The organism is Corynebacterium sp. CCUG 65737 (assembly GCF_024454115.1).
GTDB lineage: Bacteria > Actinomycetota > Actinomycetes > Mycobacteriales > Mycobacteriaceae > Corynebacterium > Corynebacterium genitalium.
In genome coordinates, this window is the sequence record NZ_JAGPZB010000002.1 from 101219 (window position 1) to 122364 (window position 21146).

Sequence of the window (21146 nt, forward strand, 5' to 3'; positions counted from 1 at the left end):
CATGGCAGACACACGCATGACAGCCCACGTTCACGGACACGTCCAAGGCGTGGGCTTTCGCTATTGGGTGAAATCCCAGGCGAAGAAGCACAACATCACCGGTTACGCGAAGAACCTCGAAGATGGCCGCGTGGAGGTTGTGGCTGAGGGGGAAGAGGCGGACGTCGATAAGCTTCTGGCGCTGTTGCGCGAAGACCCGTCGACGGCCGACCGCCCGGGGAACGTGACTCACGTGGAGGCGCAGCACAGTGAGCCGAAGGGCGCGCAGGGTTTTGAGGAGCGGTAGGTACTCCGTCAACTAACTGTCGACTAGAATCACCCGAATGCACCTCAGTTCGTTGACGCTTAAAGGATTCAAGTCCTTCGCGTCGTCGACGACGATGAAATTCGAGCCGGGCATCTGCGCGGTCGTTGGCCCGAACGGTTCTGGCAAGTCGAACGTGGTCGATGCGCTGGCGTGGGTGATGGGGGAGCAGGGGGCCAAGAATCTCCGCGGCGGGAAGATGGAGGACGTCATCTTCGCTGGTGCCGGCGAGCGCAAGCAGCTCGGTCGCGCGGAGGTGACGCTGACGTTCGACAACTCGGACCGCAAGCTGCCCATCGAGTACACGCAGGTGGCCATCACCCGCCGCATGTTCCGCGATGGCGCGTCGGAGTATGAGATCAACGGCTCCAAGGCTCGCCTGATGGATATTCAGGAGCTGCTGTCGGACTCCGGCATCGGCCGCGAGATGCACATCATCGTCGGCCAGGGCAAGCTCAACGAGATTCTCGAGTCGCGTCCGGAGGACCGCCGCGCGTTCATCGAGGAAGCTGCCGGTGTGCTCAAGCACCGCCGCCGCAAGGAGAAAGCACAGCGCACACTCACGGGCATGCAGGCGAACCTGGACCGCCTCACCGACCTCACCGACGAGCTGGGCAAGCAGCTCAAGCCGTTGGCGCGCCAAGCCGAGGCAGCGCAGCGGGCGGCCACGGTCCAGGCGGATCTGCGCGACGCTCGCCTGAAAATCGCAGGCCACAGGGTGGTCACTCTTCGCGCTTCGCTTATCGACGCCACTCGTGCAGCCGAACTCCACGCCCAGAAAGTCCAGGACGTCACCGCCGAGTTGGAAGACGCCGAAGGACACCAGCAGACAGTAGAAGAAAACCAGGCTCGCGCGACGGCCGCTGCTGACGCTGCGCAACAGCTCTGGTTCGGCCTGTCGTCGCTGGCAGAGCGAACGTCGGCAACACTGCGCATTGCCACCGAACGCGCCCGTCATGCTGACGAGATTGTGGACTACCGCGGCCAGGATCCGAAGAAGTTGATCGCGCTTGCCGAGCGGGCGGAGGAAGACCACGCCGCGAAACAGGCCGCGCACGACAAGGCCCAGGCTGCATTGAACGCTGTGCTGTCCGAAGTCGCGGAACTGAAGGAGAAAGCCACCGCGGCCGAAGCTGAGCACAAAGCCCAAGTCAGGGCGATTGCTGATCGGCGTGAAGGCGTGGTTCGCCTGCTCGCCCAGGAGGAAAGCCAAGCAGGAGCGGTTGAGTCCGCCCAGCAAGAAGTGGAAAGGCTTGCGGCAGCGGCGGAGGAGACGCGCCAGCAGGCCCGCAATGCGGAGGAGCAGGCGGCTCAAGCTGCTGAGAAGCTGGCGTCCGTCGACAGTGAGCGGGAGCCTCTCGTCCAGGCGCACACCCGCGCCGGGGCGGAAGCCGATGCGGCGGAGAAGCGCCTCGACCAGCTCCGTGAGGAGCAAAAACAGCGTGAGAAGACTGTCTACTCTCTATCTGCTCGCATCTCCACACTCGCTGAAACCGCCCCGGTCGCCGACGCGGCCGATGTCTTAGGCCAAGGTTTCGCCCCGCTGGCCGACTGGGTCAAGGCAGAAGCAGGGTTGGAGAAAGCTTTGGCAGCGGCGCTCGGGCCGCACGCTGAGGCTCTTGCCGGCGAGGTCGGCGAGGAGGTTGCGGGTGAGCTCGGTCAGGCGACGCGCACTGTGGTGGTGGACACCCAGGCCGGTGGCCGCTCCTGGCGTCTCGACGGTGCACCCCCAGCCGGTACGACCTGGCTGCTCGATCACGTGACACTGGCACCGGAGATCACCGGCCCTGTCACGCGTGTGCTTGTCGATGTCATTCTGGCCAAGAATGTCACCTCCGCCCGTGCTGCGGTGCAGGATGATCCGCGCCTGCGTGCCGTGACGGCGGGCGGCACCGTCGTCGGTGAGGGCTGGATCGCGGCCGGATCCGGTGGTGCGTCGTCGGTTGAGGTCGCCGCCCAGATAGAACAAGCGACAGCGGAACTGGAACGCGCTCAGGCTGCGCTCGATGAGCTCTCCGGCACCCTTGAGGGCGCGAAGATCGCTGCGGAGGAAGCCCGGGTCGCAGCCGCCTCAGCGAAAGCTGCGCTCAAGGAGCACGACGCGCACGCCGCCTCGTGGAAACGCGACCACCAACGCCTGACCAGGCAGGCGCAGCAGGCGCGGCAGCAGCATGAGCGCGCCGCCAAACAAGCCACCGAGGCAGAAATCCGGCTCGCTGACCGGGTGAAGCACCTTGCGGAGACCCGCGACCGGCTGTCCCGGGTCGAGCAGCCCGACACTGACGAAGAGGCAGATTCTACTGCCCGCGACGAGGCTGCTGCGCAATTAGCGGACGCCCGATCCCGCGAAATGGAAGCCACACTGGCCGCCCGTTCCGCCCAACAGGCGGTGGAGCAGGTTGCGGGCCGGGGCGCTGCGCTGCGTCGTCAAGCGGAAAGCGAACAGCAAGCCAAAGCACGTCATGAGGCGGCAATGGCGCGGAAGCGAGCCCAGGCACAGCTCGCGCAGACCGTGGCAGCGCACGCCGAAACGCTGCAAGAACGCATCGCCGACGCGCTCAACCGCGCGACCGAACAGCGCGACGAGCTCACCTCCCAGGTCAAGCAGCTCACCGCCGCGCAGTCACAAGCGCGCGAGAAAGTCAGCGCGTTGCGCCAGCAGTTGAGCCGGCTTGGTGACACCGCACATGCCGCTGACATCGCCCGTGAGCAGGCGCAGGTGCGCATCTCCGAGGCGGAGGAGAAGATCGTCGAGCAGCTCGGCATCGCCATCGACGATCTTCTCGAGGGGTACACGCCCGGCGAAGACTTCGACAAGGATGCCGAAACCAAGCGCCTCAAGCAGGCCGAGAAGGATCTCGCCGCGTTAGGCAAGGTCAACCCGCTGGCGCTGGAAGAGTACAAGGCGATGGAGGAGCGGTACAGCTTCCTGTCCACCCAGCTCGCTGATGTCGTCCAGGCGCGGAAAGATCTCACCGGGGTGATCGATGACGTCGATAAGCAAATCCTGCAGCTGTTCACCGACGCGTGGCACGACGTGGAACGCGAATTCCCCCGCGTATTCCAGACGCTGTTTCCCGGCGGTGAAGCGCGGCTGCTGCTGACTGACCCTTCGGACATGCTCGCCACCGGGATCGAGATCGAGGCGCGTCCCCCGGGCAAGAAGGTCAAACGGCTCTCGCTGCTCTCCGGCGGGGAGAAGTCACTCACGGCGTTGGCGATGCTCGTGGCCATTTTCCGTGCCCGCCCGAGCCCGTTCTACGTGTTGGACGAGGTCGAAGCAGCGCTTGACGACGTCAACCTCCGTCGCCTCATCGCCCTCCTCGAAGAGCTCCGCGAGGACTCGCAGCTCATTGTGATCACCCACCAGAAGCCGACGATGGATGTCGCGAACGTGCTCTACGGCGTGACCATGCGTGGCGACGGTGTGACCCGCGTGATCTCCCAGCGCATGAGCCCCTCGCCGAACCCGCAGGAGTAGGGTGCCGCCCCGCTCGCTGTGATCTGGTGGCACTATGGGGGCCATGATGAATTCAACCGTTCTGTGGATCATTGTCGCCGTCATCGTGGTGCTTCTCATCATCGTGGGCATCATCGTGGTGGTGGGCAACAACCGCAAGAAGTCCAAGACCGTCTCCTTTGACAAGGCGGAGCCGGAGGAGCCGAAGGAACTCACCCAGCAGGAGAAGTCCGGTAACTACCAGGCTAAAGGCGGTTTCAACTTCGCCCCGGCGGGTGCTGCGACCGCGGAGAAAGAGCCCGTGCGTGTCGACGAGCCCTTGAACACGCCGACACCCGCCGAGCCTGAGCCGGCAGCTGCTGCGGCCAGCGCTGAGCCTGATGCTGTGGTGGATGTTGACGGTGATCCGGTCGTCGACGACGACATCGTCGAGGTCGACGAGCCTGTCGAGGTCGAGGAGCCGGTTGAGGAAGAGCCGGTTGAGGACGAACTGCTTGATGACGCACCGGCCGAGGCTGTTGATCCGGACGGTTTGAGCGTGGGTAAGCCACTCGGGGCGATGTCCGCCAATCCGGAAGCTGGTGCGGCTGATGATGCAGCTGAGGATGCCGTGTCTGCCCAGGTGCACGACGACGCAGCCGATGTTGCCGAGCCGGCTGCCCCAGTCAACCAGACCCCGGAAGAGGAAGCAGAAGAAGCGGCTGAAATCGCCCGCACCACTGCGGATGTGGCTGAGGAAGCCCGTGCGCAGACCCCGGTGCCCGAAGGCGAACCTGCCCCTCAGCAGCAGCCACTGGATGACATTGCCCCGGCTGCTGGCCGCATCGGCCGTTTGCGCGGTCGCCTGTCCCGCTCCCAGAACGCCATCGGTCAGGGCCTGCTGGGCATTCTCACCGCCGGTGATTTGGACGAGGACGCGTGGGAAGAGATCGAAGACACCCTCATCATGGCAGACCTCGGTGCAGAGCTGACCATGAAGGTGACGGAGAATCTGCGCGCGAAGATCGCTGAGCGCGGTGTGGCCTCTGAGGAAGAAGCTCGCGCCATGCTGCGGGAGACCCTCATCGAGGCAGGCCGTCCCGAGCTGGACCGCTCCATCAAAGCGATGCCGAATGAGGGCAAGCCCGCCGTCATTCTGGTCGTGGGTGTGAACGGCACCGGCAAGACCACTACGACGGGCAAGCTTGCCCGCGTGCTCATCTCCATGGGCCACCGCGTTGTGCTGGGCGCGGCTGATACCTTCCGTGCTGCAGCCGCCGACCAGCTTGAGACCTGGGGTCGCCGTGTCGGTGCGTCCACGGTCCGTGGTGCTGAGGGCGCTGACCCCGCCGCAGTTGCTTTCGACGCGGTGAAGACCGGCGTCGAGGAGCAGGCTGACGTGGTCATCGTCGACACCGCTGGGCGCCTGCACACCTCGACCGGCCTGATGGATCAGTTGGGCAAGGTCAAGCGCGTCGTCGAGAAGAAGTCTCAGGTCGATGAGGTGCTTCTCGTGCTCGACGCGACGGTGGGGCAGAACGGCCTGATGCAAGCCCGCGTGTTCAAGGACGTTGTGGAGATCACCGGTGTGGTGCTGACCAAACTCGACGGCACCGCCAAGGGCGGCATCGTCTTCCAGGTGCAGGAAGAACTCGGCGTGCCCGTCAAGCTCGTCGGCCTCGGCGAGGGCGCGGACGATCTCGCACCGTTCGAAGTGGAGGGCTTTGTCGACGCGCTGCTTGGCACGTCCAAATAGCAATGTGATTTAGGCGGTGGGTAGCAGCTAGGCTGTACCCACCACTTTTTTCATTTGCTACGAGGGAGCTTTTTCGTGTTCGAGTCATTGTCAGACCGCTTGCAAACAGCGCTGAAAGGTCTGCGGGGCAAGGGCAAACTCACGGAAGAGGACATTAACGCCACCGCCCGTGAGATCCGCATCGCGCTGCTTGAAGCCGATGTCTCCCTGACCGTCGTCCGCGCCTTCATCAAGCGGGTCAAGGAGCGCGCGCTCGGTGCCGACGTGTCTGAGGCGCTCAACCCGGCGCAGCAAGTGATCAAGATCGTCGACGAGGAACTGACCAACATCCTCGGTGGCGAGACGCGCCGCCTGAACCTGGCGAAGAACCCGCCGACCGTGATCATGCTGGCCGGTCTGCAAGGTGCCGGTAAGACCACCCTGGCCGGTAAGCTCGCACTGCACCTGAAGAAGCAAGGGCACGCCCCCATGCTTGTGGCCTGCGACCTGCAGCGCCCTGGTGCTGTCCAGCAGCTGCAGATCGTCGGCGAGCGCGCCGGGGTGCGTACTTTCGCGCCGGACCCGGGTACCTCGCTGGATTCCGCAGAACACGAAATGGGCACCTCTCACGGCGATCCGGTTTCCGTGGCCCAGGCGAGTATCGACGAAGCCCGCCGCACGAACGCCGACGTGGTCATCATCGATACCGCCGGCCGGTTGGGTATTGACGAAACCCTGATGACCCAGGCCCGCAACATCCGCAACGCGGTCAACCCGGACGAAGTCCTCTTCGTCATCGATGCCATGATCGGCCAGGACGCGGTGACCACCGCGCAAGCCTTCGCTGACGGTGTGGACTTCACCGGCGTCGTGTTGACCAAGCTCGACGGTGACGCCCGCGGTGGTGCAGCGCTGTCGATTCGTGAGGTGACGGGCAAGCCGATCCTGTTTGCGTCGACAGGCGAAAAGCTCGAAGACTTCGATGTCTTCCACCCGGACCGCATGTCCAGCCGCATCCTCGGCATGGGTGACCTGCTCTCCCTGATCGAGCAGGCAGAGACCATGATGGACCAGCAGAAGGCGGAAGAAGCCGCCATGAAGCTGGGGTCCGGCGAACTGACGCTGGAGGACTTCCTGGATCAGCTGCTGATGATCCGCCGCATGGGGCCGATCGGCAACCTGTTGAAAATGATGCCCGGCGGCAAGCAAATGAACGACATGGCTGACATGGTCGACGAGAAGCAGCTCGACCGCATCCAGGCCATCATCCGCGGTATGACCCCGCAGGAGCGTGAGGACCCGAAGATCCTCAACGCTTCCAGGCGCAAGCGGATTGCTAACGGTTCCGGCGTCACCGTCGCTGACGTCAACCAGCTGGTGGAGCGCTTCTTTGAGGCGAAGAAGATGATGAGCAAGATGGCTAACCAGTTCGGCATGTCCGGAATGCCCGGCATGCCGGGGATGCCTGGCATGGGCGGCGGCCGGTCCGCGACGAAGAAGCAGCCGAAGGGCCGCAAGAACAAGAAGGGCAAGCGCAAGCCGCCGAAGAAGCAGAACGGGCCGAAGATGCCGCCGATGGGCGGAGCACCCGGCGCCCCCGCCGGTCCTGGTGGTCCTGGTGGAATGCCGGGGATGCCCGGGATGGACGGCCTCGATCCGGCTGAGCTGAAGAAGATTCAGGAGCAGCTGCCTCCCGGCATGGACGGGCTGGACCTGGGCAACCTGAACAACATGGACATGAACGAGATGATGAAGCGCATGGGCGGCGTGCCCGGAATGGGAGGCATGCCCGGCATGGGCGGCGGCTTCCCGGGCTTCGGGGGGAAGAAAAGGAAATAAGGTCCGAGAGTTACTCGGACCCGGAATACTGCTCGAGCTTATAAGCCGATCTGCATGTTTCTCACCAGGGCTTTCACGTGAGCAGTATTACGGAAAACCCCGAGTAGTATTCCGGTGTCGCGCGTTAGTTGAAGATCAATTTGCCCGGTTCTCCCGGCGCGGGGTTGTTCGGGTCCGCGGGTGCGTAGGGTCCGTTGGGGTGAGCCTCGCCGGTAGGGTCCCCGTCGTCGGTGGCAGGGTCAGCATTCTCCGGTGCAGGCGGCGTGGTCGGGCTGCTTTCGCCGGTGGCTTCAGTGGCATCGGTGGCATCGGTGGCATCGGTGCCGCCGTTGTGCGGAATCTCCAGGGCGTCGAAGATCTCTCTGAGCTTCTCCCACACCAGCGGGGTGGTGGTTCGCGCGTAGGCGTTGGAGATGTGGTTCTGATCGCGGTAGACGTAAAGGTTGCCGATGATCGGCGGGCACAGCGTGTCGTCGCAGAACCAGTCGGACGTATCCAGGGACCACTGCTGGTTCTCCGGGAAGAGGAACGCCTCGCCCGGGTCTTCGTATCCGTAGACGGTTTCGCGGACGGTCGAGCAGGCTTCCATGGAGTTGCCGGCAACGAGGCACTCGTTGGGGTCCATGTGCTCGCCCTCGCGGCTGAATACCCACGGGTTGTCGCGAATGCCCAGGAAGGGGATGTCGTTCAGGCGGAGAGTGTCCCACACGTTTGCGTAGGCGGCTGGAACGAGGTCAGGGCCGACACTGCCTTCGCCGGCGCGGCCGGCCGGCCGGGTCGAGGTGGACACCGCCAGGTCCGGGTCGAGGTCGATGATCTTTTGGAAGGCTTGCTGGGACCACTCGGCACACACTTCAGACACAGTGTCCAGATCATCGAGGACTAGCGGGCACTCCTGACGCATGTACGGTACGACCTTGAACCCGTGTTCGCGGCCGAGGATGTCCAGGGGGATGACCCAGGGCTCCGAGTGGGAGCCGCCGAAAAGAACCACGGTGGTGTCGGCTTCGGTGTCGCCGTAAACGCAATGCTCGCCAGGCATCATGTCGGCTGGCTGGTCCATCCAGATCAAGCAGCCGTCATCAACGGTCGGCGGGAACATGTCAGCGATCAAGGTGGGGTCCGGTTCGGCTTGGGCCTCCGGTACATCGGCGCCGAAACGCGCCATCACGCCCGGGTAGGTGGCCGCGTCCAGGACGCCCTCGGCGTTGTCCACTTGGCGGGCAAAGACCGGCTGAATCGCCAGCAGACCTGCCAACAGTAGTGCGATGACGGCACCGCCGGCGGCGCGGAGGCGGCCAGGAAGCGTCGTCAAGCTTGCTTTGGCGCGTTGAACGGGCTTGTCCGTCGTTTTAGGGCGCTTGGCGTGCTGGCGCAACGGGTCTTCGACCAAGCTGTAGGTCAGGTGCGCGAGCGCGAGCGACAGGCCGATGACGAGGATGCCCAAAGCGATCGACGGCGTGTCGCGTTGCGATCTCACCGTGAACAGAATGAGCAGCGGCCAGTGCCACAAGTAGAGGGAGTAGGCCACCTTGCCCAACCACTTCATCGGGGAGGACGCCAGTACGCGGGCGACAGCGTGATCCGGCCCGGCCACGACGACCAGCGCTGCACCCAGCAGCGGGAGCAGCGCGGCGGGGCCGGGGAATGCCAGCGAGGTGGAGATGACAAAGCCGGTGATCGTGATCATCACTAGGCCGAGACCCGCTGCGAACGAGCGGAGGCGTGCCGGGATGACGTCGGCGAAGGGAATCATGGCCAGCAGTGCACCGAAGCTCAGCTCCCACAGGCGGGAAGGGAAGGCGTAGTAGTTCTCCGGCGTGCCGACGAGCCCGTGCCGCGACGCGTAGGCAAAGGACGCGATCGTGACCAGTGAGAGCACGACAATGGCGCCGCGGCGCAGTCGCTTAACACCGATATGTGCGCGGGTAGCCAACAGCGCCACGATGATGCCGGCCGCGATGGCGAAGAGGTAGAACTGCCCCTGCACACTCATAGACCACAGGTGCTGCAGCGGGGATGTCTCCGAACCCGCGGCGGCATAGGCGGCGTCCTGCGCAGCGAGCTCGTAGTTCTGGTAGTACAACACGGACGCGGTGAACTGCTGAGTCAGCTCTAGGCTGAGCAACTCCGGCGTGAGATACTTGATCCCCAGGTAGGTCGCGGATAGCACCACCGCCAGCGCTGGCAGAAGACGCCGTGCGGTGCGCCACAACGGCCACCAAGGGTTGAGCGACGGGTTCGGGCGGACTGCATAGCGCAGCTGCGCACCCATGAAGAAATAACCGGACAGCAGCAGGAAGACATCCACACCGCCGGAAACGCGCCCGACGAAGACGTGGAAGACTACGACTAAGGCGATGGCAAACCCGCGCAGGCCGTCAAGGTCGTTGCGGTACGTCAGCCTAGGCAAGGGGGCTTGCCCCTGCTCGCGTGGCTTCTGTGTGCTTACCGTGGTAGTCATGCAATCTTGTCCGGCGTGTCTCGCTCGTATGTTTTGTTGATCCCCGCAGACCTTACCGCGCTTTCCCTGTAAACCTCATAACCCACGCCTCTTTTGGTGTATAGGCCAGCAGCGGGTAGGGTGATTCGAGCTGCGTAAGCGCCGACCCCGGTAGTGCCAGTACAGCACACAACCGGCCGGCCAGTCACACGCAGGGAAATCTAAGGGTTGAACCGGTCCGCCAATAAGCGGCGGATGTCTGCACTGCCCAGTGACCGTAAGGAAGTACTTAAACATGGCTGTCAAGATCAAGCTGCAGCGCGTGGGCAAGATCCGCAATGCCCAGTACCGTGTCGTCGTTGCCGATGCCCGCACCCGTCGCGATGGTCAGGTCATCGAGAACATCGGTATCTACCACCCGAAGGAAGAGCCGTCGCTCATCCGCATCGATTCCGAGCGTGCACAGTACTGGCTCGGCGTCGGCGCACAGCCGACGGAGCCGGTTGCGGCTCTGCTCAAGGTGACCGGCGACTGGCAGAAGCACAAGGGCCTCGACGGTGCAGAGGGCACCCTCAAGGTTGCTGATGAGAAGCCGTCCAAGCTCGACCTGTTCAACCAGGCTCTTGAGGAAGCTGCTGGCGGCCCGACCGCTGAGGCCATCACCGAGAAGCGCAAGAAGGCTAAGGAAGAGGCAGAGGCTAAGGCTGCTGCTGAAGCTGAGGCTGCAGAGGCAGCTGAGGCTGAGGCTGAGTCCGATGACGCTGCTGAGGACGCACCGGCTGAAGAGGCTGAGGCAGAAGAGAACTAGTCGCCATCCCGCGAACCTCTCTGGGCTAGGACCTGGGGAGGTTTTCTCATGCCCGGAAGGAGATCGCGGTAGCCTGAGCTGCATGGAAATCAGGATTGGCAGGGTAGTGAAATCTCATGGTGTCCGCGGTGAGGTGGTTGTGGAGCCACTCGCGGACGACGAGGACATTCATTTCGCTCAAGGCGAGGTGCTCCACGGCCGACAGGCCGGCAAGGAGCGAGACCTGACCGTCACATCGGTGCGTCCGCATCAGAAGCGCCTGCTGGTCACGTTCGAGGAGGTTGCGGACCGCACTGCCGCAGAATCTCTGCGCGGCATGCAGTTCTTCGCCGAGCCGCTCGAGCGCGACGAGGACTCCGACGAGTACTACGACCACGAGCTCATCGGTCTGAAAGTGCTCCTTGACCATGCCGGAGGCACGCACATCGGCGAGGTCACGGGCGTGATGACCATGCCCAACCGCAAACTCCTCGAAGTGGATTACCACGGTAAAGAAGTGCTGGTGCCGTTCGTGATGGACATCGTGCCGGAGATCGACCTGGATGAGGGCTACCTGGTGATTACTCCGCCGGAGGGTCTGTTGGAGCTGTGAGCATGAGACTGGACATCATCACGATCTTCCCCGAGTACCTCGACCCGCTGCGCCACGCGCTGTTGGGCAAAGCGATCGAGCAGGGGATCCTCTCCGTCGGCGTGCACAATCTGCGCGACTGGGCCACCGGCAACCACAAAGCGGTGGACGATTCGCCGCTCGGCGGCGGCCCCGGCATGGTCATGCTCCCGGAAGTGTGGGGCCAAGCGCTCGATCACGTGGCGCAGCTTCCGCTTATCGACGGCAGCGCCCCCCAACTCCACTCCGCGACCCCGCACCGCAACGACAAAGCGCGCCATGACGACGTCGCCGCTGTGGCGCCGCGGCCGTACCAGGAAGAGAGGGACTGCCGGGCGGGCGAGGATTCAGAAGCGCCCTTGCTGCTCGTACCCACGCCCGCCGGGGCGCCGTTCACCCAGGCGGATGCGCGGGCGTGGTCGCGCGAAGAGCACATTGTTATCGCCTGCGGGCGCTATGAAGGCATCGACCAGCGTGTGTTCGTGGACGCCGCGCAGCGCTACCGGGTGCGGGAGGTCTCCATCGGCGACTACGTGCTCATCGGCGGGGAAGTGGCGGCATTGGTCATCGCTGAGGCCGTGACGCGACTCATTCCCGGCGTGCTGGGCAACACCGAAAGCCACGAGGAAGACAGTTTCTCTGACGGCCTAGTCGAGGGACCTTCCTACACTAAGCCGCGTCAGTGGCGGGGACTCTCGGCACCGGAGGTGCTGGTATCGGGAGACCACGGCAAGATCGCCCGGTGGCGCCGTGATGAGGCTTTGCGCAGGACGCAGCAGGTGCGGCCGGAACTCGTCGATAAGCTGCGCGCAGAAGGTGGGCTGGATGGAGATGACCTATTCACGCTCGATGCGCGGGATGTCTCCACCGACATCGCGGTGATCATGAATGCGGTCGCGTGGGAAAAGTCCCAGGGCAAAGTGGCGAAGAAGCTGCGCCGGGCGGGATTCATGGATGCCGCCGTGACAGTGGAGCTGCAGGATCAGATGTGTGTGGTGGACAATGCCGTCGTCACGCAATATTTGCAGGCTGAAGACGGCCCGCTGCTCGATCCGGTGTACCGCGTTGTTGTGGAGGGCCGCACGGCGCTGCCGCTGAAGGACGCGACTCAGGCCGTGGTCAACGCACTTCCCGGTGTCCAGTACTGGTACGGAACGACGACGGAGAAAACCGCACGGCGATTTGGGTGAACCCCTGGTGGTGTGCTTGAATATTCGGGTCATGTAGCCGACACGAACCAGCCGAGCGCCTTGCATAGGGAAGAGCCGCTAGGGTCCTCTGTCCAAATCTGAAAAGGAACATTCGTTATGTCTAACGGCATTATCGACAAGGTCGACGCAGGCCAGCTGCGCGATGACATCCCCGACTTCCGTCCCGGTGACACCCTGGGTGTCCACGTGAAGGTTATTGAGGGCAACGTTACCCGTACCCAGCTCTTCGAGGGCTTCGTGGTCCGCCGCCAGGGTTCTGGTATCCGCGAGACCTTCACTGTCCGCAAGATCTCCTTCGGCATCGGTGTGGAGCGTACCTTCCCGGTTCACTCCCCGAACATCGACCACATCGAGGTTGTCCGCCGCGGCCGTGTCCGCCGCGCGAAGCTGTACTACATGCGCGATTTGCGCGGTAAGGCAGCGCGCATCAAGGAGCGCCGCTAAGCTCCTGCCGTGCGAAACGCCCTCACCTGGTGGTGGGGGCGTTTGGATTTCCTGGTGCTAAGGTGATTGCCCGTGACCCACAACCCTGATCCCCGGTCTTCCCGCCGAACCGCCCCGTGGCCCGAACTTCCGCAGCAGTCCGGTAGTCCTGTGACGGCGCGGTACCAGCCCCGCCCTTCTGGTGAGCCGAAGAAGGCACCGAAGGACGACAAGGCCACGATGCCGTGGTACGTGGAGATCCCCATGGTGGTCGTGCTGACGCTGGGATTGATCTTCCTGCTCCAGACGTTTGTGGGACGCGTTTACCTGATTCCGTCGGCGTCGATGGAACCGACGCTGCACGGCTGTGAGGGCTGCAACGGTGACCGCATCTTCGTAGAGAAGGTCTCCTATTACTTCTCCGACCCGGAGCCGGGCGACATTGTGGTCTTCGAGGGCACTGACTCCTGGAACACCAATTACGTGTCTAACCGCTCGGACAACCCGATTGTGGCTGGGCTGCAGCAGCTCGGTTCGTACGTGGGCTTGGTCGCCCCCGACGAGAACGATTTGGTCAAGCGCATTGTCGCAACCGGTGGCCAGACCGTGTCGTGCCAGGCGGGAGACCCTGCCGTGATGGTTGACGACGAGCCGATTGACCAGTCCTACATTCTTCAGCCCCACGCGAACCCGATCATCGGTGATGAGGCTTCAGAGGCCTGCGGTGGAAGCTTCTTCGGGCCGCTGACAGTGCCGGACGATCATGTCTTCGTCATGGGCGATAACCGCACGAACTCGCTCGACTCCCGCGCCCACATGGGCGACCAGTTCCAGGGAACGATTCCGGAGGAGAACATCCGCGGCAAAGTCTCCTTCATCATTCTGCCGCTGACGCGCATTGGGTCTGTGAACAACCAGGACATTCAGCCGCAGCAGCAGTAGCGTGAGGCGACTCAAGCAGTTGCGCACGTATGAAGTCGCGCTGAGCAAAGCGGGCTTGGGGCCTGTCGCAGGTATCGACGAAGCCGGCCGCGGCGCATGCTTCGGCCCTGTCACTATCGCCGCGTGCGTGCTGCCCGACAAGCCCATTCCAGCGCTCGACGGTCTGACGGATTCCAAGAAGCTCACGCCTGCCAAAAGAGCTTCGCTTTACGACGCTATCCTCACCGTCTCGGACGCCCACTGTGTCGTGCATATCCCTGCCGCGGAGGTGGATCGGCGCGGTATCCACAACGCCAACCTTGACGGCGCGCGCCTGGCCGTAGCGGGTCTCGGACTTACTCCGGGCTTCACGCTTGTCGACGCATTCCGCGTCCCGGGTCTTACCATGCCCCAGTTGCCGATCATCGGCGGGGACTACACCGCCCGCTGCATCGCCGCGGCGAGCGTGCTGGCGAAAGTCAGCCGCGACCGGCTCATCACGAAGATGGCGGAGACTTTCCCTGACTACGGCTTGGAGAGCCATAAGGGCTACGGCACGGCGGCGCACATGGATGCGGTGCGCCGTCACGGTGCGAGCGCGGAGCATCGCTACACTTATGCCAACGTTGCAGCTGCCCACGAGATGTACATGAGGAGCCGGACACAATGAGTGCTGAGGAACTGGACAACTACGAAGCAGAGGTGGAGCTGTCCCTCTACCGCGAGTACCGCGACGTGGTCAGCCAGTTCTCCTACGTGGTCGAGACAGACCGCCGCTTCTACCTGGCCAACGCCGTGGAGCTGATCCCGCACACCGAGGGCAAGGATGTCTACTACGAGGTCCGCATGTCAGACGCGTGGGTCTGGGACATGTACCGTGCGGTCCGTTTCGTCCGCTACGTCCGCGTGATTACCTACAAGGACGTCAACATCGAGGAGCTGGATAAGCCGGAGATGGTCATTCCTGAGTGACCCCTTTTCTAGCTCTGGCCGCTAATAGGACCTGTGGATAACGGTGGTTATCCACAGGTTTTGTCGTTCTCGGATGTTTCTCTCCCCCTGACGGAACCGATCGAGGTTCTCCGGTAGTCCAACGAAGTAGATCGTTTCAGCACGACTCTTCACACAGGTTCTGGACAACAGGGGGATACATGACTGCGGGCATCACGCCACGCGACCAGTACATGCTGGGAGCACTGGGGGAGACAGAGGTAGCCACCCGCTACGAACAAGCGGGGTACATCATCGTGGCGCGCAACTACCGCTGTCGCGATGGGGAGATAGACATTATCGCCATGGCCACAGACGGCACGACTGTGTTCGTGGAGGTGAAAACGCGCCGGGGCACGAACTTCGGCGGCGCTGAATCCGTGACCGCACGCAAGCTTGCGCGCATGCGCAAAGCCGCGGTGCACTGGCTCAGAGATAAACCGTTCAGGCAGGTGCGGTTCGACGTTGTCGAAGTGCTTTTCGACGGTCACGACTGCCACACCCGCCTCTACCAAGGAGTCGACGATGGCTCTTGCTAGCACCTACTCCGCCACGGTCGAAGGCGTGACGGCGCATTCGGTCACCGTGGAGGCCAACGTCGGTCCCGGCTTGCCGGGGATGCACATTGTCGGCCTCGGTGACAAAGCTGTCGGGGAGTCCCGGGACCGGATCCGCACCGCGGTGGCCAACTCGGGCTTGCCGTGGCCGCGGACGAAGATCATGGTCTCGCTCTCACCGGCCAACTTGCCGAAAGCCGGCTCACAATTCGATCTCCCTATCGCGCTGGCCGTTTTGGCCAGCATGGATCCGGTTATCGAGCGTCGCCTCAAGGGCTGCCTGGTAGTCGGCGAACTGGGGTTGAGTGGCCAGCTCAGGCGTGTCGACGGCATTTTGCAGATCATCCTCGATGCCCTCCACAGCGTCCCGCTCCGAACCATCGAGCACATCGTCATTCCCGCCGGAAACTCCCAAGAAGCCGCATTGGTCGGCCACCCCAGTGTGCGGATTGCGCAGAGTCTCACCGAAGCGTGGCAATGGCTCGCGGGGGAGCGGGAACTGCCCGGCTTGGAGAAGGTCGACCACGTCGTGCGTTCGGTCCCGGTTGCCGATTTCCGGGATGTCGTCGGGCAAGAGCAAGAGCGCCGCGCTTTCGAGATCGCTGCCGCCGGGGCGCACCACATTCTCATGATCGGCGCACCGGGTTCGGGCAAATCCATGCTGGCCGAGCGGTTGCCGTCCATCCTGCCCGAGCTTTCGTCACAGCAAGTCGTCGAGGCCACCGCGATTCATTCCATTTCCGGGGAGTCGAGTGGTGAGGTGATAGGGCAAGCTCCCTTTGTGGCGCCGCATCCGTCGTTAAGCAAGGCGGCGCTGATTGGTGGTGGTTCCGGGATTCCGCGACCGGGTGCCGTGAGCCACGCGCATCATGGCGTGCTGTTTCTCGACGAAGTCAGCGAGATCCCTGCCGACACCCTCGACGGGCTGCGCGTGCCGCTGGAAAAGGGGGAAGTTCGGCTTACCCGGGCGCGCCGGGAGGTGGTGTACCCGGCGAACTTTCAGCTGGTCATGGCGGCGAATCCATGCCGTTGCGGGGTGGACGTGCCGGAGAAGTGCACCTGCCGGCCGATGGAACGTGTTAACTATCTGCGCAATGTGTCGGGCCCGCTGCGTGATCGCGTCGATATCTCGCTCAGGACGTCTTCGGTCGGGGCGGTGGTGGGCAGGGCCGACAACGAACCGTCGGAAGCGATCGCGCAGCGAGTGTTGGCGGCGCGTGACCGGGCCAAGCACCGGTGGGAGAAAGCAGGCGTGCGCGCGGCAACCAATTCGCGCGTTGCGGGGGCGACATTGCGGCGGCACTTTCCGGCGGATGACGCCGGCATGGCGGTGATTGAGGGTGCCTTGGCGAATGGCGACATCACGCAGCGGGGAGTCGACCGGATCCTGCGTCTGTCGTGGACCATCGCCGATCTCGCGGGCGCGGAGCGGCCGAGCCTGGAGCACGTTTTCGATGCGCTGGAACTGCGCGCATCCAAGGAGAGGGGAGTACTGGTATGAGTGCATCGAAACTTGAGTCGTGGGCATATTTGAACCGGGTCGTGGAGGGGCCCAACCGCCACTTGCTCGCGCACTTGGGTGCCGGGCGCGATGCCGACGAGCTTGCCCGCGGCATCCGCACCCGTGCGAGTTGGCTGGGGGAGCTGGGTCCCGCGACAGAATCGCGCTACACCTGGGACCGTCCCGCCGAAGACCTGGAGGAGGCCGCGCAGCACGGATACTCGTTGATCACCCCGGAGGATCCGGAGTGGCCCGCCGATGAGATCGCAGCGTCATTCGGCAGCGCGTTGAGCAAGCAGGAGCGGGGCCTGGGCCCGGCTGCCGACGAAGAGCCCCTCCCGCCTGAGGGGTACCCACCGCACTCCTTGTGGGCGCGGGGCAATACGAACCTGGCGCAGTTGTTCGCGCAGTCGGTGGGGATCGTCGGCACGCGAGCGGCGAGCGCCTACGGCCACCACGCAACCGCGGATTTGTGTACCGGTCTTGCGCGGCATAGGTACACGATCGTGTCCGGCGGGGCACTGGGTATTGACACCGTCGCCCACGAGACCGCCTTGAACAACCAGGCGTTGACCGTTGTTGTGGCCGCGTGCGGGCCGGGGCAGATCTACCCGAAGCGCAACGGCAAACTGTTTGACCGGATCGCGGCTGAGGGCGGTGCCATTGTCACCGAGTACCCGCCGGGAATGACTCCGGACCGGCACCGATTCCTGACTCGAAACCGGCTCGTGGCGGCGTTGACTCAAGGGTCGATCGTCGTCGAGGCTGCGTTCCGGTCGGGCGCGTTGAACACGCTGAAATGGGTGAAGACGTACAACCGCATTCCGCTCGCTGTGCCGGGGCCGATCCTGGGGCCGGGCTCGCTGGGAACGAATCTGGCCATCAGAAACGACAGGGCTGACATGGTGCTCAGTGCCGACGATGCGCACCAGCAGCTCGGTGCGATCGGCTCCACTGATGCCGATGGACAGTTGGAGATCGACTTCGAGGCAGACGCGATCCAGAAGCTCTCCCGCAACGAGCTGCGCGTCTACGACTCGCTGCCAGTGGCCGGAGCGGGCGGAATCGACGTCGAGGCCGTTGCCCAGGCGAGCGGGTTCACAATCGCCCTCGCAGTTCACTTGCTTATGGACCTGCACAAGAAAGGGCTCGTGGTCAGGAAAGGGAAGATGTGGGAAAGGAGTGAGAGCTAGACGGCAGCGCGGCACTTTCGCGTGTGAAGCGCCGCGCTGGCTGCTGCATTTTCGTGCCGTCCACGCGTCAAGTAACACCAGCACCAGCAGTAACATCTGAAATGGGTGTATGTAGGGCCGATTTCAACGGCACGAAAATGCGAAAAATCTTATGGGTTGAGCACCGCTAGAAGTTAAACCATCTGACCGGCGAGACCGTGTGCTCGGTCAGGCGTATGCGTGGATGTCCCGGTGAGCACGAGGTGCGCCCATATACTTCCACTGAAGATGAGAAGTAGAGTTCCGGAGGTTGGGCGATGGCGCAGTTAGAAGAGGCCATCGATGACTTCGCTGACCACGCGCTGCTTGTCAAAGGCCGCTCCGAGGCGACAGTCAGGGGCTACCGCAGCGACCTGCGCACCTTGGCCGAGGTTGCTCCGACCTTCGACGATTTCACCCTCATCGCCCTGCGCGGGTGGCTCGCCGACGCGATGCGGCAGGGCCTTGCGCGCTCCACAATGGCGCGGCGCACCGCGGCGGCGCGAAGCTTTTCGACGTGGGCGTACGAGCGCGGCTACCTTGACTCAGATGTCGCAGCACGGCTGGTGACACCCCAGATCAACCGTCACCTGCCTGACGTGGTGACGCCATCGCGGGCGGGCGAGCTCGTCGAGGCGGAAATCAATCCTGACGCCGACGGGCCAGAAGCTGCGCGCGACCGGGCCATGCTTGAGTTGATGTACGCGACAGGCATGCGCGTGGCGGAGCTGACGGGACTCGATGTGGATGATGTCGATACCAAGCAAGGGCTTGCCCGCGTCACCGGAAAAGGCAACAAACAGCGGGTTGTGCCGTTCGGGGAGCGTGCCACGGCAGCCATCGAGGAGTGGAAGACCCGCCGCACCGAACTCGTGGGGGAGAAGAGCGGGCACGCGCTGTTTCTCGGCTCCCGGGGCGGGCGGATCGACCAGCGGCAAGTCCGGCGCGTGGTGGAGCGCGCCGCCCAGCGCACCGGGGACACGGATCTGAGCCCCCACGCGCTGCGGCACAGTGCGGCGACCCACATGCTGGAAGGCGGGGCGGACCTGCGTGTGGTGCAGGAGTTGCTGGGGCACTCGTCGCTGCAGACGACGCAGATCTACACGCACGTTTCCGCGCAGCGGCTCAAGAACGTGTACGACCAGGCGCACCCGCGGGCGTGACACGCTGACCGTCGACGGGTTTGAGCCGGATCGGCGGGGCGTCGAGCAGGCTCAGCGGGTTGATATAGGAGTCTTTGCCGGTGCGCGCACCCCAGTGCAGGCCGGCATGGTCTGCCATGGGGTGGGCCATTCTTCCGATCGGTTGGCCTTCGCGGACGTGGTCGCCAACCTTCACGGTGGCGTGGACAGGCTGATAGGTGGTGCGGATTCCGTCGGGGTGGTCGATGGAGACCGTCGGCACGCCGACGACAAGGCCGGTGAAAGCGACCACTCCCTCCCCGGCGGCGAGGATGTCTTGGCCGGTGCGGGCAGCTAGGTCGACGCCGCGGTGGCCGGGCAGCCAATTCTTCTCCGGGATGTCGGCGCTGCGGGTAACGCCCGTGGCGTGCGGGGTACCTGTTGTCGGGTCGACATAGGCGGCGGCCGGGGTGGCAGCGGCGATGCCCGTCACAAGCGTCATGAGCATCACAAGCGCGGCTAACGGGGGTGAAGCGGTGCGGGTGTTCATGGGGTTCAGTGTGGCGGGGATGGTGGGAGGATGCGTCGCTAAGCGAAATGCCCTGTGGAAAACCCGGAGTTGTCCACAACCCCGATTCGTCCGCGTGCCGTGAATTGGCGCATACGCTGGAACGATGTAGACTCCACTACTAGCAGTGTGCCCTACGGGGTGTGCTGACTACGCGCGATGAAAATGCCTGGTAAGACCCTTGCGTCAAGGGCCTTGCGCAACACAGGTGCTATTACCCGCAACGGTCCCACGAACATGAGCACACGGGCGGTTCCCTGCCCGGTGAAAATTTTTGAGGGCGTGGGTGTGGCTCGTCGCTAGGGTGCGGGCAAAACCCGCACAACAGACAAGTAACCGAACACGATTAACTCCCAAGGAGACATTCCCATGGCAGTCGTAACCATGCGTGAACTCCTCGACGCCGGTGTGCACTTCGGCCACCAGACGCGTCGTTGGAACCCGAAGATGCGTCGTTTCATCTTCACCGACCGCAACGGCATCTACATCATCGACCTGCAGCAGACGCTGACCTACATCGACGAGGCATACGAGTTTGTCAAGGAGACCGTCGCACACGGCGGCACCATCCTCTTCGTCGGCACCAAGAAGCAGGCTCAGGAGCCTGTCCAGGAAGAAGCTGACCGCGTGGGCATGCCGTACGTCAACCACCGCTGGCTCGGTGGCATGCTGACCAACTTCCAGACCGTGTCCAAGCGCCTCGCCCGCATGAAGGAGCTGCAGGCCATGGACGCTGCCGAGGACGGTTACGCTGGCCGCGGCAAGAAGGAAATCCTCATGCTCAACCGCGAGCGCACCAAGCTCGAGCGCGTGCTGGGCGGCATTTCCGACATGACCAAGACCCCGTCCGCACTGTGGATCGTGGACACCAACAAGGAGCACATCGCTGTCGCCGAGGCAGAGAAGCTGCGCATCCCTGTTGTCGCCATCCTGGACACCAACTGCGACCCGGACACCGTCGACTACCCGATCCCGGGCAACGACGACGCGATCCGCTCCGTCAAGCTGCTCACCCACATCGTGGGCGAGGCTGTTGTTGCTGGTAAGCAGCAGCGCGAGGAGCGCCAGCTGGCAAAGGCTCGCGAGGCTGCTGGTGACGCTCCGGCAGCTGGCACCACCCAGGACGCCGGCATCGCCGAGGTTCAGGCTGAGGCTCCGGCAAACGCTTCTGGCGAGAACGTTGCTGAGGCTGTCGCAGACGCGGAGGCCACTGAGACCGCCGCGCCGCAGGGCACCCCGGCAACCCCGGCCGCTCAGGAGGCAGACGCTGCTTCCGCTCCGGCGCAGGAGGCTGCGGCTGAGGCTGTGGAGAACGTCGACAACCCGAACAACGACGTCGACCCGGTCTAAAACACGTGACATCGCGAATGTGACCCCCGCGCCCGCAGTGCGCCCTGTGAGCATAAAACGCCACGAAGGGTGCGGGACGCGGGGGTTTGTCGTGGTGTAAGACAGCTCCGGCGAA

General features: G+C 63.9%; 18 protein-coding genes. 16 read left to right on the forward strand and 2 right to left on the reverse strand.

Annotated elements, in window-relative coordinates; translation table 11 throughout:
• Position 1: 1 nt before the first annotated feature.
• From KBX17_RS02485 to ffh, 4 genes are all read left to right on the forward strand, one after another.
• Positions 2 to 286: an acylphosphatase gene (locus KBX17_RS02485; RefSeq protein WP_040423615.1), complete on the forward strand. Its 285-nt coding sequence runs from the start codon at positions 2 to 4 to the stop codon at positions 284 to 286.
• Positions 287 to 323: 37 nt separating this feature from the next.
• Entirely contained in the window at positions 324 to 3785 is a 3462-nt protein-coding gene (gene smc, locus KBX17_RS02490; RefSeq protein ID WP_256018392.1) for a chromosome segregation protein SMC, read from the forward strand.
• 34 nt (positions 3786 to 3819) lie between these two features.
• A complete protein-coding gene (gene ftsY / locus KBX17_RS02495) occupies positions 3820 to 5499 on the forward strand; it encodes a signal recognition particle-docking protein FtsY (RefSeq protein WP_370687011.1) in 1680 nt (559 codons plus the stop codon).
• Between the two features lie 75 nt (positions 5500 to 5574).
• The gene (gene ffh / locus KBX17_RS02500; RefSeq protein ID WP_256018393.1) at positions 5575 to 7317 is read left to right on the forward strand and encodes a signal recognition particle protein; all 1743 of its coding nucleotides are present in this window, start codon (positions 5575 to 5577) and stop codon (positions 7315 to 7317) included.
• A 124-nt stretch (positions 7318 to 7441) separates the two neighbouring features.
• Here ffh and KBX17_RS02505 read toward each other — a convergent pair whose 3' ends face one another.
• The gene (locus tag KBX17_RS02505; protein ID WP_256018395.1) at positions 7442 to 9781 is read right to left on the reverse strand and encodes an acyltransferase family protein; all 2340 of its coding nucleotides are present in this window, start codon (positions 9779 to 9781) and stop codon (positions 7442 to 7444) included.
• Between the two features lie 274 nt (positions 9782 to 10055).
• Here KBX17_RS02505 and rpsP point away from each other — a divergent pair, with 274 nt between their 5' ends.
• From rpsP to KBX17_RS02560, 11 genes are all read left to right on the forward strand, one after another.
• Positions 10056 to 10568, forward strand: a complete 513-nt coding sequence (gene rpsP, locus KBX17_RS02510) for a 30S ribosomal protein S16 (RefSeq protein ID WP_256018396.1) — start codon at positions 10056 to 10058, stop codon at positions 10566 to 10568.
• An 82-nt stretch (positions 10569 to 10650) separates the two neighbouring features.
• Positions 10651 to 11160 (forward strand): ribosome maturation factor RimM, encoded by a 510-nt coding sequence (gene rimM / locus KBX17_RS02515; protein ID WP_255995846.1) that lies wholly within the window; start codon positions 10651 to 10653, stop codon positions 11158 to 11160.
• A 2-nt stretch (positions 11161 to 11162) separates the two neighbouring features.
• Positions 11163 to 12368, forward strand: a complete 1206-nt coding sequence (trmD, locus tag KBX17_RS02520) for a tRNA (guanosine(37)-N1)-methyltransferase TrmD (protein ID WP_256018398.1) — start codon at positions 11163 to 11165, stop codon at positions 12366 to 12368.
• 117 nt (positions 12369 to 12485) lie between these two features.
• Positions 12486 to 12833, forward strand: a complete 348-nt coding sequence (rplS, locus tag KBX17_RS02525; protein WP_005289675.1) for a 50S ribosomal protein L19 — start codon at positions 12486 to 12488, stop codon at positions 12831 to 12833.
• A gap of 219 nt (positions 12834 to 13052) precedes the next feature.
• On the forward strand, positions 13053 to 13754 hold the full coding sequence (gene lepB / locus KBX17_RS02530; RefSeq protein WP_083770353.1) for a signal peptidase I: 702 nt from the start codon (positions 13053 to 13055) through the stop codon (positions 13752 to 13754).
• Between the two features lies 1 nt (position 13755).
• The gene (locus KBX17_RS02535) at positions 13756 to 14403 is read left to right on the forward strand and encodes a ribonuclease HII (protein WP_255998309.1); all 648 of its coding nucleotides are present in this window, start codon (positions 13756 to 13758) and stop codon (positions 14401 to 14403) included.
• Positions 14400 to 14705 (forward strand): DUF2469 domain-containing protein, encoded by a 306-nt coding sequence (locus KBX17_RS02540; RefSeq protein ID WP_005289678.1) that lies wholly within the window; start codon positions 14400 to 14402, stop codon positions 14703 to 14705. The genes KBX17_RS02535 and KBX17_RS02540 overlap by 4 nt, the downstream gene beginning before the upstream one ends.
• A 179-nt stretch (positions 14706 to 14884) precedes the next feature.
• Complete coding sequence (locus KBX17_RS02545) at positions 14885 to 15262, forward strand: YraN family protein (protein WP_255998310.1); 378 nt, start codon at positions 14885 to 14887, stop codon at positions 15260 to 15262.
• Positions 15249 to 16781 (forward strand): YifB family Mg chelatase-like AAA ATPase, encoded by a 1533-nt coding sequence (locus KBX17_RS02550; RefSeq protein WP_256018399.1) that lies wholly within the window; start codon positions 15249 to 15251, stop codon positions 16779 to 16781. The genes KBX17_RS02545 and KBX17_RS02550 overlap by 14 nt, the downstream gene beginning before the upstream one ends.
• Positions 16778 to 17974, forward strand: coding sequence for a DNA-processing protein DprA (locus tag KBX17_RS02555; RefSeq protein ID WP_256018401.1), 1197 nt, complete (start codon positions 16778 to 16780; stop codon positions 17972 to 17974). Before KBX17_RS02550 ends, KBX17_RS02555 begins: the two co-directional genes overlap by 4 nt.
• Positions 17975 to 18270: 296 nt before the next feature.
• On the forward strand, positions 18271 to 19155 hold the full coding sequence (locus tag KBX17_RS02560) for a tyrosine recombinase XerC (protein WP_255998315.1): 885 nt from the start codon (positions 18271 to 18273) through the stop codon (positions 19153 to 19155).
• Here the strand turns inward: KBX17_RS02560 and KBX17_RS02565 are convergent.
• The gene (locus KBX17_RS02565; protein ID WP_255998316.1) at positions 19118 to 19663 is read right to left on the reverse strand and encodes a M23 family metallopeptidase; all 546 of its coding nucleotides are present in this window, start codon (positions 19661 to 19663) and stop codon (positions 19118 to 19120) included. The genes KBX17_RS02560 and KBX17_RS02565 overlap by 38 nt on opposite strands.
• Positions 19664 to 20050: 387 nt before the next feature.
• Here KBX17_RS02565 and rpsB point away from each other — a divergent pair, with 387 nt between their 5' ends.
• The gene (rpsB, locus tag KBX17_RS02570) at positions 20051 to 21031 is read left to right on the forward strand and encodes a 30S ribosomal protein S2 (RefSeq protein ID WP_256018402.1); all 981 of its coding nucleotides are present in this window, start codon (positions 20051 to 20053) and stop codon (positions 21029 to 21031) included.
• The last annotated feature ends 115 nt before the right edge of the window (positions 21032 to 21146 follow it).

What these genes read in the sequence shown, in the direction of transcription:
- KBX17_RS02485 (WP_040423615.1), top strand. Translation starts at nt 2, where the DNA reads ATGGCAGACACACGCATGACAGCCCACGTTCACGGACACGTCCAAGGC.
- smc (WP_256018392.1), top strand. Translation starts at nt 324, where the DNA reads ATGCACCTCAGTTCGTTGACGCTTAAAGGATTCAAGTCCTTCGCGTCG.
- ftsY (WP_370687011.1), top strand. Translation starts at nt 3,820, where the DNA reads ATGGGGGCCATGATGAATTCAACCGTTCTGTGGATCATTGTCGCCGTC.
- KBX17_RS02505 (WP_256018395.1), bottom strand. Translation starts at nt 9,781, where the DNA reads ATGACTACCACGGTAAGCACACAGAAGCCACGCGAGCAGGGGCAAGCC.
- rpsP (WP_256018396.1), top strand. Translation starts at nt 10,056, where the DNA reads ATGGCTGTCAAGATCAAGCTGCAGCGCGTGGGCAAGATCCGCAATGCC.
- rimM (WP_255995846.1), top strand. Translation starts at nt 10,651, where the DNA reads ATGGAAATCAGGATTGGCAGGGTAGTGAAATCTCATGGTGTCCGCGGT.
- trmD (WP_256018398.1), top strand. Translation starts at nt 11,163, where the DNA reads ATGAGACTGGACATCATCACGATCTTCCCCGAGTACCTCGACCCGCTG.
- rplS (WP_005289675.1), top strand. Translation starts at nt 12,486, where the DNA reads ATGTCTAACGGCATTATCGACAAGGTCGACGCAGGCCAGCTGCGCGAT.
- lepB (WP_083770353.1), top strand. Translation starts at nt 13,053, where the DNA reads ATGCCGTGGTACGTGGAGATCCCCATGGTGGTCGTGCTGACGCTGGGA.
- KBX17_RS02540 (WP_005289678.1), top strand. Translation starts at nt 14,400, where the DNA reads ATGAGTGCTGAGGAACTGGACAACTACGAAGCAGAGGTGGAGCTGTCC.
- KBX17_RS02545 (WP_255998310.1), top strand. Translation starts at nt 14,885, where the DNA reads ATGACTGCGGGCATCACGCCACGCGACCAGTACATGCTGGGAGCACTG.
- KBX17_RS02550 (WP_256018399.1), top strand. Translation starts at nt 15,249, where the DNA reads ATGGCTCTTGCTAGCACCTACTCCGCCACGGTCGAAGGCGTGACGGCG.
- KBX17_RS02555 (WP_256018401.1), top strand. Translation starts at nt 16,778, where the DNA reads ATGAGTGCATCGAAACTTGAGTCGTGGGCATATTTGAACCGGGTCGTG.
- KBX17_RS02560 (WP_255998315.1), top strand. Translation starts at nt 18,271, where the DNA reads ATGGCGCAGTTAGAAGAGGCCATCGATGACTTCGCTGACCACGCGCTG.
- KBX17_RS02565 (WP_255998316.1), bottom strand. Translation starts at nt 19,663, where the DNA reads ATGAACACCCGCACCGCTTCACCCCCGTTAGCCGCGCTTGTGATGCTC.
- rpsB (WP_256018402.1), top strand. Translation starts at nt 20,051, where the DNA reads ATGGCAGTCGTAACCATGCGTGAACTCCTCGACGCCGGTGTGCACTTC.